Annotated in this window: 11 protein-coding genes; 10 read left to right on the top strand and 1 reads right to left on the bottom strand. The window is 49.1% G+C overall.

What is annotated here, in order from left to right; genetic code table 11:
• Positions 1-148: 148 nt before the first annotated feature.
• Together HY879_19910 and HY879_19905 are read left to right on the top strand one after the other, a co-directional pair.
• Positions 149-634 (top strand): TRAP transporter small permease, encoded by a 486-nt coding sequence (locus tag HY879_19910; GenBank protein ID MBI5605603.1) that lies wholly within the window; start codon positions 149-151, stop codon positions 632-634.
• The gene (locus HY879_19905; protein ID MBI5605602.1) at positions 627-1,934 is read left to right on the top strand and encodes a TRAP transporter large permease; all 1,308 of its coding nucleotides are present in this window, start codon (positions 627-629) and stop codon (positions 1,932-1,934) included. Before HY879_19910 ends, HY879_19905 begins: the two co-directional genes overlap by 8 nt.
• Before the next feature lie 13 nt (positions 1,935-1,947).
• Here HY879_19905 and HY879_19900 read toward each other — a convergent pair whose 3' ends face one another.
• Complete coding sequence (locus HY879_19900) at positions 1,948-2,628, bottom strand: TetR/AcrR family transcriptional regulator (protein ID MBI5605601.1); 681 nt, start codon at positions 2,626-2,628, stop codon at positions 1,948-1,950.
• 385 nt (positions 2,629-3,013) lie between these two features.
• On the opposite strand from HY879_19900, the gene HY879_19895 reads away from it, so the two are divergent.
• From HY879_19895 to HY879_19860, 8 genes are all read left to right on the top strand, one after another.
• Complete coding sequence (locus HY879_19895) at positions 3,014-4,177, top strand: thiolase family protein (GenBank protein MBI5605600.1); 1,164 nt, start codon at positions 3,014-3,016, stop codon at positions 4,175-4,177.
• Positions 4,178-4,185: 8 nt separating this feature from the next.
• Positions 4,186-5,376, top strand: coding sequence for an acetyl-CoA acetyltransferase (locus HY879_19890; protein MBI5605599.1), 1,191 nt, complete (start codon positions 4,186-4,188; stop codon positions 5,374-5,376).
• The gene (locus HY879_19885) at positions 5,324-5,911 is read left to right on the top strand and encodes a hypothetical protein (GenBank protein MBI5605598.1); all 588 of its coding nucleotides are present in this window, start codon (positions 5,324-5,326) and stop codon (positions 5,909-5,911) included. Before HY879_19890 ends, HY879_19885 begins: the two co-directional genes overlap by 53 nt.
• Positions 5,908-6,369 carry a Zn-ribbon domain-containing OB-fold protein gene (locus HY879_19880; protein MBI5605597.1) on the top strand — a complete coding sequence of 154 codons (462 nt, stop codon included), beginning with the start codon at positions 5,908-5,910 and terminating at the stop codon, positions 6,367-6,369. The genes HY879_19885 and HY879_19880 overlap by 4 nt, the downstream gene beginning before the upstream one ends.
• 18 nt (positions 6,370-6,387) lie before the next feature.
• Positions 6,388-7,269 carry a 3-keto-5-aminohexanoate cleavage protein gene (locus tag HY879_19875; protein ID MBI5605596.1) on the top strand — a complete coding sequence of 294 codons (882 nt, stop codon included), beginning with the start codon at positions 6,388-6,390 and terminating at the stop codon, positions 7,267-7,269.
• 49 nt (positions 7,270-7,318) lie between these two features.
• Positions 7,319-7,978: a CoA transferase subunit A gene (locus HY879_19870; GenBank protein MBI5605595.1), complete on the top strand. Its 660-nt coding sequence runs from the start codon at positions 7,319-7,321 to the stop codon at positions 7,976-7,978.
• Position 7,979: 1 nt separating this feature from the next.
• Positions 7,980-8,627, top strand: coding sequence for a 3-oxoacid CoA-transferase subunit B (locus HY879_19865; GenBank protein ID MBI5605594.1), 648 nt, complete (start codon positions 7,980-7,982; stop codon positions 8,625-8,627).
• Between the two features lie 40 nt (positions 8,628-8,667).
• Positions 8,668-9,006 (top strand): acyl-CoA dehydrogenase family protein (locus HY879_19860; protein MBI5605593.1); only part of this gene is annotated, 339 nt, incomplete at its 3' end.

The following is a 9,006-nucleotide window of genomic DNA, read 5'->3' as shown; positions in this document are numbered from 1 at the left end:
TGGAGGATATCGTGGTTGATTCCTTCCCACCTTCCCCAAGGTCTAAACACCGAATGCCAGAACTTCAGTGCCCTTGTGGTGGTGATCTATGTTATGTCAAGGATCTCTAAAGTCCGCACCGTAGGTGCGTTATGTTCAAGGGTGATCCATGGAACGCATAATCAACATATGGCGAATAATAGGCAAAATATGCCAGGTAATAGCAGGTATGGCCCTCATCTTACTGTTTATGCTAACACTGTCCGAAGTCCTGGGACGGGGGTTATGGCGCGCTGTCCCAGGTGCCTGGGAAATGATCTCTTTCCTCGGGGGCATCGTCATCGGATTTACAGTCCCTTATACCGGTCAAAGCGGCGGTCACGTAAATGTCGATTTTCTCGTGAAGAAAATACAAGGTGCTCCGCAAAAGATTATAAATGCCACTACAAGGGCAATGGTAATGATCTTCTCAGCCCTTATCGGGTGGAGTTTGATATCTATGGGTTCCAATTTTCGTGCCGCCCACGAGGTAAGCCAAACGATGAAGATCCCATTCTACCCTGTAGCCTGGTGCCTTGGCGGGATGTTTATGATTCAGTCCTTTCATCTGCTCTTACTTATCATAGTAATTATTGGAGGTAAGCAAGATGAGTGAGATAACCTTCGGAATTGTCTCGATCATCGTTCTTGGCTTTTTCTTCCTCACCGGAATTGAGATAGCCTTTGCCATTGGTATTATCGGTTTTATAGGTTATGCTTGCCTTGTTTCGTTCAGCGGTGCTGTCAACGTTCTGGCTAAGGACGTCTTCGATGCCTTCACCTCTTACAGTTTCACGGTTATCCCGCTCTTTGTCCTTATGGGTCAAGTAGCCTATCACTCAGGGACCGCAAAAAGACTGTATGACTCCGCTTATCGCTTCGTCGGTCACATCCCTGGAGGTCTGGCTATGACTACTGTTGTAGGGGCGACGGTCTTCAAGGCCATGTGTGGATCTACCTTTGCCACCATAGTAGCCTTTTCCGGTATCGCGGTACCTGAAATGCTCCGATATGGTTATAGCAAAAAGCTGGCAACGGGCCTGGTCGCGACCGTAGGGACTCTGGGCATTCTTTTGCCGCCCAGTGTCGTCCTCATTATCTTTGGCCTGATTACTGAGCAGTCCATCGGGAGGCTTTTCCTTGCAGGAATCGTCCCCGGGATTATGCTCTCGGGACTCTTTATGTTCGCTACGTGGGCCTGGGTGAAGGCCAACCCGGCAATCGCTCCGAGGGGTCAGAAATTCACCTGGAAAGAAAGGGGACGCTGCCTCCCTGATTTCATTTGGGTTGTCGTCATTTTTACCATAGTCATAGGCGGGCTTATGAACGGGTTTTTCAGCCCCACTGAGGCAGGAAGCATCGGGCTTGCGGCCGTACTCGTTCTTGCTGTCATTCAGGAACGGTTCCGGTTTAAGAACATCGGACGTCCCATCAATGAATCCCTCCAGACGGCCTGTATGGTTCTTATGCTCATCGCCTGCTCGAATATTTTCGGACATTTCCTGACCATCACCAATATACCGATGACTGTCGCTCAATGGGTTGCTGGTCTCGGGATAAACCGCTGGATTATCATGATTTTTATTGTTTTCATCTACCTGATCGGCGGGTCCTTTATAGATGATCTCGCCTTCATGATCCTGGCCACCCCGGTCTTTTTCCCCGTCATCCTGAAGTTGGGTTTTGACCCTATATGGTTCGCTATGGTAATCAGTATCACGATTATGATCGGGGTGGTGATCCCACCGGTGGCCATTGGCGTTTTTCTGGTAAAGCAGATTACGGGAGAGCCCCTCAAGGTCATTTACGATGGGGTCTATCCCTTTCTCGTCGTCCTTATCATGGGCTTGATCATGATATTTCTGTTTCCCTCAATAGCCACTTTTCTTCCAAATATGTTGATGGGGCACCGTTAGATTTTTTAGCTCATTATTTGATAGAGGGTGCACCTGTAAGCCCGAGGCCCCTCAAAATAAACTCAATCAGGGAATTAATATTTTCCTCTAATGGGCGGTCGGCAACCGTCCAGGACCTTAAAGGCAAGAACACTAAAAGGTAATGAACAACACTGGCCGCAAAATCCAGATCCTTTTCGCTGGTTTTAAATAAATCAAATTCCGACAGCATTTCCCGCCAAAAGGTGAGGATAAATTTTTTATCCATATCCAGGATTTCATCCAAATGCGGTTTGTCTAAATGCCTGCTTTCCGTAAAAAGAAGTTGAATGAATTTTCTTTGACTGCCAGTGAATTTCAGAGTGTAAAAGAGGGCCTTCCTGAGTCTATCGACCGGATCTTTTGCTTTTTCCTGTTTGCTCATCTGGATGTGTTCTATAAATACCTGGTACATCTGCCTGAACACAATATAGAGGATGTCGTCTTTGGAGGTAATATAAGAATAGAGCTGACCCATGGACATACCGCATTCCTGTGCTATTTCGCGGGTAGTGGCTGCGTGGTATCCTTTCTTAAGCATGACGTTGGATGCGCCAGCAGCAATTTGGCTTTCTCTGGTAGCGACTAACTCTTCCTTTTTAGGAGAGCGCACGGAACCATTTGGTCTTTTTGGTTTGATTTTTTTGGCTTTCAGACTCTTGATCAATTTTGTCATGTTGTCATCCCTATATTCGGTTAGAGATAAATTCCCAGATTCTCTAAATAAGAGTTTATTAGTAAGGCACGATAAAATCTCCTTTCCGGGGGTCCTGAAGCGGGGAGGTTGGGAAGGAGACTTAGCAATATGCTATCAACATATTAGCACAAGTTGTAGAGAAGTGTAAATATCAGAACGTCTCTTTAGATTAATTTATTGGAACGGCCTGGCCTGTCAAAATTACTCTGCATTCTTATAAAAAAAGGTTGACAACCCGCAAATAAAAATTTATATAAAGAGCGAGCGCTTGTTCTTTATAAAAATAGATTTTATGGGTGACGGTCAATAAATCCGTCATTTTCGAAACAATTTACAAAGCGCCTTGCGGAAAAGGGGACGATATATGGCAAAGAGGGCAGCGATTGTGGCAGCAGCGCAGACGAAATATGCTGCGAGCCGAATGGACGTCAGTTATGAAGAATTGGTGTGGGAAGTCGTCGAAAAGGTAACCCAAAGATTAAATTTGACCTGGGCGGACAGAGCGATAAAAGGTCCGGGAATTGATGCCATTGTGTCCTGCTGTGAGGATTATTGGGATGCCAGGGTGATCTCACAGTTTTGTATTCAGCGGGAACTTGGGGCACATGGAATGCCGGAGGTGAAGGTCTCGGCAGATGGCGCCCAGGCGGTTTATCTGGCGACGGTACAGATACTCTCCGGGACCTATGACCTGGTTTTGGTGGTGAGCCATCGAAAAGAATCGGCAACTGTAAGGAGTATTATAGAGAATGCCGGTTTGGATCCGATATATCTGCGGCCCCTTGGCCTGGACTACCAAGTGGGTGCGGCTCTGCAAGCGAGGAGGTACATGGAGACCTATGGAATCAGTGAAAGGCAGTGTGCCGAAGCGGTAGTGAAAAATCGTAAAAATGGTAAAGGTAATCCCTATGCCCAACTTCAGTCGGATATTACCGTTGAAGAGGTTTTGGGTTCACGCCTGATAGCCGACCCGATTAAAATCCTTGATTCCAAGCCGATTTCGGACGGTGCTTGCGCTATGCTCATAGCCTCTGAGGAGACGGCGTTAAAAATAACCGATCAGCCGGTCTGGATTAAAGGGATCGGGAACTGTTATGATCTGCACAATCTTGGCGATCGGGATCTGGCTGATTGCAGGGCCTTAGAGCTGGCGGCTAAGCGGGCCTATGCCATGGCAGGGATACAAGATATCAGGAGACAAGTCGATATCGCTGAAATATCGGGCGAGTATTCCTACCAGGAACTGATGTGGGCCGAGGGATTGGGGTTCTGCGACAGAGGTAAGGGCGGTCTGTTGATTGAGCGAGGGGAGGAGGAAGTCGGCGGGCGGATATCCCTAAATCCTTCCGGAGGGTTGCTGTCCGGAGTACCTTGTGGGGTGGCAGGCATGTCGCGGGTCGCTGAAGGCTTCCTGCAATTGCGACATGAGGCGAGCGGACGACAGGTACAGTCTGCGCGAACCGCCCTGGCTCACGGGGTAACCGGCTGCTGCGGGCAGGCACACTGTGTTATTATCTTGGGAATTTAGGAGGAATTATGTCGGAAAGAGTAGCCATTGTAGGCATTGGGATAACGGAGCACAAAAGCAAATGGCTTGAAAGAAGCCAGGTTGAAATAGTCAACGAGGCGGTTCGGCTGGCCTTGGAAGACGTCGAAATAAGGATAAAAGATGTGGACTGTGTGGTGACCGGTAATATGGAACTTTTCGAAGGAAATTACCATGTGGATATGTGGATGACCGAGGGGGATGGGGCCTTTCTGAAAAGCGGTATGCGGATTAACACCGGTGGAACGGTTGGGGCATCGACCCTTTATACGGCTGTGGAGCATGCCGGGTCCGGATTGTTCAATGCTGTCCTGGCAGTCGGGTGGCAGAAACAGGATGAAGGGAGTTCAGCCTATTCGTTAAGGGTTGTTCACGAAAACCCTTTCCTGACTGTGGTCGCTCCATCGCGGGCCGGGGTCGGAATTGTATTTAACAAATGGGCCCAGGACCTGTTAGCCAGAAAATCCGTTACGGAAGAACAGGTGGCCCTTTTGAGAGTCCAGGCCTCGGAAAATGCCTCGAAAAACCCGAAGGCTCATCTTAGGGATGTTTTGACAGTTGAAGAGGTCATGCACTCCCCTTTTTTAGTGGCACCAACCGTAAGGCTCCTGCACATATGTCCCACTTCAATCGGAGCGGTTGCGGTAATTCTGGCGCCCGAGTCGACAGCCAGAAAATTATCGAAAAAACCCATTTGGGTCGTTGATCACGTAACCAGCCATTGTGCAGTGGATAGTATGTATATAACGGCACCTGCCGGCGGAGGTATGCTCGGCCCAACTTTTTGGTGGCCTTCTCAGGACAGCATTAAAAAGTTGTACAAAAGAAATGGCATAACGGATCCCCGGAAAGAGTTGGATGTATTTGAGTTCTACGATCCGAGTGTCTGGGTCCTTGCAGAAGGTTTGGAGATCATGGGGCTCTGTGAAAAAAACCAGGTCGGAAAACTGATCGAGAGCGGAAGAACCCGTTTAGATGGTGAGACCCCCGTGAATCCTTCTGGTGGGGTCCTTTGCACGAATGCCATCGGTGATTCGGCCATGATGCGGCCGGCGCAACTTGCTCTACAGCTTCGGGGAGATGCGGGGGCCTATCAGGTCAGTAAGAGGGTATCCAGGGGACTGGCCCATGGGCTCGGCGGGGACTTCGCCGGGGCCTGTATCCTACAGAATCATCTTTAATGACAGGGGAGGTGACATGAATAGCAAGCAAAAGGAATATTTGGCAATAAGAAGTGAGGTGCGGTTGCCTTTTAAACAGAGCGCCGGGAAATATCTCTCCAGGTTCCTCCTGGAGTTAAGAGAGAACGGAAGAATCGTGGCGAACCGATGCCCGGAATGTGGAAGGATCAATTTACCTCCCAATATAACCTGTGGTTGGTGCAAAATTGCGGTTGAAGATAAAGCGGAGAACTGGCTTGAGTTGCCTGACCAGGGGACGGTGGTGACGTTTCTTGAAATAACTCAAAGGGATATCGAACCATTAACAGGCCAGGTATTGGGAAAAACGAACCCGGGAGCACAAATACTTCTGGAAGGTACAGAAACCAGCCGCTGTACGCCGCTTTATCACATTCTCGAAGAAACTGATATGAAGAAGATCTATAACGGGATGCGGGTCCAGGCGGTATGGAAATCTCGTGAAGAACGGGTCGGAAATTTGAGCGATATTGTGTACTTCAGAACCCTGATGGATAAGGAGAGAGCGGAACAATGACGAACCTGGAAAGAGAATCGGAAACAATAATCGCCGATAAACCATTTGAGACCTGGTACCTTACCTCTGCTGGATCGGTCGGCAGTGAATTTCTCATAGAACTGAGGGATAATAAGCGGATTCTCGGCATAACCTGCCCGGAGTGCGGCAGGGTGTTGGTTCCGGCAAGATCCACCTGCGCTATCTGCTTCAGGCAGACAGAAGGTTGGAGGGAGGTAAGTCAAACGGGTACCGTAATGAGCTATACTGCCGTTTATGGGGCACTCCCTGGTCAACCGGCAGGGTCGCCTCTTTTGTACGGAATCATTTTGCTGGATGGTGCCAGTACCGGATTGGTGCATAGGTTGGGGGAGGTCGATCCTAAGGAGCTAAGCATCGGGTTAAGAGTTCAGGCCGTATTTAGTGAAGATCGAAAGGGCGACATTCGGGACATAAAATATTTCAGGCCTGCAGAATAGGTATCGGAGGATGACACCATGGAAAGAACTATCATTACTGTTGCTGTAACGGGTTCTTTGACCACCCGGGTGCAGAATCCCCATTTGCCGGTAACCCCTGAAGAATTGGCGGAATCAGTGGCAGAAAGCTGTCAGGCGGGGGCGGCAGTAGTCCATTTGCACGTCCGCGATCCCATAACTGGAAAACCTGTTCAGGATGTTAGTCTCTTCAAAAAGACGATCGGATTGATCCGTAAAAAGTGTAATATCATTGTCAATGTCACGACCGGTGGCGGGCCGGGGATGTCTCTCGAAGAAAGAATCGGTGTGGTTTCATCCCTTTCGGTTGACCAGAGTGTAAAACCGGAAATGGCGTCACTCAATGCCGGATCGCTCAATTTCGGATTTTTCGACCGGGAACAACGGAAATTCATTCTGGATGATGTTCAGATGAATCCATGGAGTGGAATTTTACATTTTGCCGATACCATGAAGGCCCACGGCATAAAACCGGAAATTGAAATTTATGACGCAGGGATGATTCATAATGCGATTTTCCTTCGGGAGATCGGTGCCATGAAAACCCCGTTACATTTTCAGTTTGTATTAGGGGTTTTGGGCGGTATGCAACCAACAGTGGAAAATCTGGTTTTTCTTAAAAACGCGATTCCCTCCGGATCCACTTGGGGGCTTTGTGCCGTTGGTTTGAATATTTTCTCGTTAGGTCCTGTAGCCATAGCCCTTGGCGGTAATGTCCGGGTAGGATTTGAGGACTGCATTTATATCTCGAAGGGGAATCTGGCTCAAAGCAATGCCCAGATGGTCAGGAAAATAGCCGCTTTGTCAAGAGAAATGGGAAGGGAGGTCGCCACCTGCCGGGAAGCGAGAGCCCTCCTGAATTTATCTGAGTTCCTCGACTGATTTTTTTACATCATTTCTTATTAGATTAAGAAGGTGAGGAGGTCTGGATATGGAGAAGATTTATACCCGTGAAGAGGTGTTGCACAGGTTCGCCGATGGACAAAGGATTATGGTCGGTGGTTTTGCCAATCATGGCGTTCCGGAATACCTGATAGACGGAATAATTGAGACCGGGGTAAAAAACCTTACGATTATATCTAATGATAGCGGGGATCCCGGTATTGGTGTAGGAAAGCTCATTTCAAGCAGACGAACGGTTAAGATCACCTGCTCCTTTATTGGAAAGCATCCGGAGGCTGTCAATCAATATGCGTCGGGCGAATTAGAAGTGGAACTCGTTCCATTGGGAACTCTGATGGAACGCATCCGTTGTGGGGGAGCCGGGTTGGGGGGAGCACTCGTTCGGACAGGATTAGGGACCTTGGTTGAAAAGGATAAAGAAAAAATTATTGTCAATAATAAGAGCTATCTACTGGAGACGCCCCTTCAGGCTGATATCTCTCTGGTCAAGGCCTGGAAAGCCGATACGATGGGAAACCTGGTCTACCGCGGTTCTTCTCGTAACTGCAATCCTTTGATGGCCACGGCTGGAAAGCTGGTCATTGTTGAGACCGAGGAAATAGTCCCCGTGGGAACAATAGATCCTGACCAGGTTATTACTCCTGGTGTGCTCGTCCATATGATCGTCGTAGGGAAAGGAGACCAATGAGATGACCGATTCGAGAGAATTTATAGCGGCAAGGACTGCCCGGTTTTTAAAAGATGGAGACGTGGTTAACCTGGGTATTGGCATACCCACGTTAGTAGCTAATTATGCTCCAAACGGGGCCATACTGCACTGTGAAAACGGACTAATTGGATTAGGCCCCAAACCAATTGCCGGACAAGAGGATAAGGATTTCTTCGATGCAGGAGGAGGACCTATCACTTTGATTCCAGGGGCATCAGTCATAGATAGTGCTTCTTCCTGGGACCTCGTCAGGGGGGGGCACATATCTGTAACCGTGCTGGGGGCGTTACAGGTCGATGAGAAAGGGAATCTTGCAAATTGGGCGCGCACCGGCAAAATGGTCGGGATGGGCGGTGCCATGGATCTTGTCTCGGGGGCAAGGGAAGTGATCGTCACCATGGAACATATAGCAAAAAACGGCTCTCCAAAAATTATGAAACAATGCACACTCCCTTTGACAGGGGCGGGTGTAGTTACCTTAATCGTTACCGAACTGGCAGTCCTGAGAGTAATGGAGGGGGGGGTGGTACTTAAAGAAAAGGCCCCCGGGGTAAGTATAGAGGAGATCCAGTCTAAGACAGAGGCCCGACTGAATATTCCTGGGAGTGTCCCCGATATGCTTTGTTAACAAAACGGATTAAGGGTAACTAAACCGGAAAGGAGCCGGAATGGAATTCAGATTCAATGAAAAGGAACAGGCCTTTTATGACGAGGTGGATACCTTTTTACAGGAGATCCTGCCTCCGGGCTGGGCTTCCCGTCCCATGTACTGGCCGGGAGGATACGGCTGCGGCTCGATGGGAATCGAAGACGAGGCGAGCCGGGAGGTCCTGATCCGATTCCGCCGGAAGATGGTTGAAAAAGGCTGGGTGACCATATCCTGGCCCAAGGAGTATGGGGGGCGGTCCTATACCTACATGGAACAGGCCATATTCGACGAGCGGACCAGCTATCACCGGGCCCCGATTCTGGATGTGATCGCCTCCGGCATCGTGGGCCCCACCCTG

It is taken from the genome of Deltaproteobacteria bacterium (assembly GCA_016219225.1).
In the GTDB taxonomy this organism is placed as follows: domain Bacteria; phylum Desulfobacterota; class RBG-13-43-22; order RBG-13-43-22; family RBG-13-43-22; genus RBG-13-43-22.
Note: the sequence above shows the minus strand (reverse complement) of the source record. Positions and strands in the feature narration are given on the sequence as shown.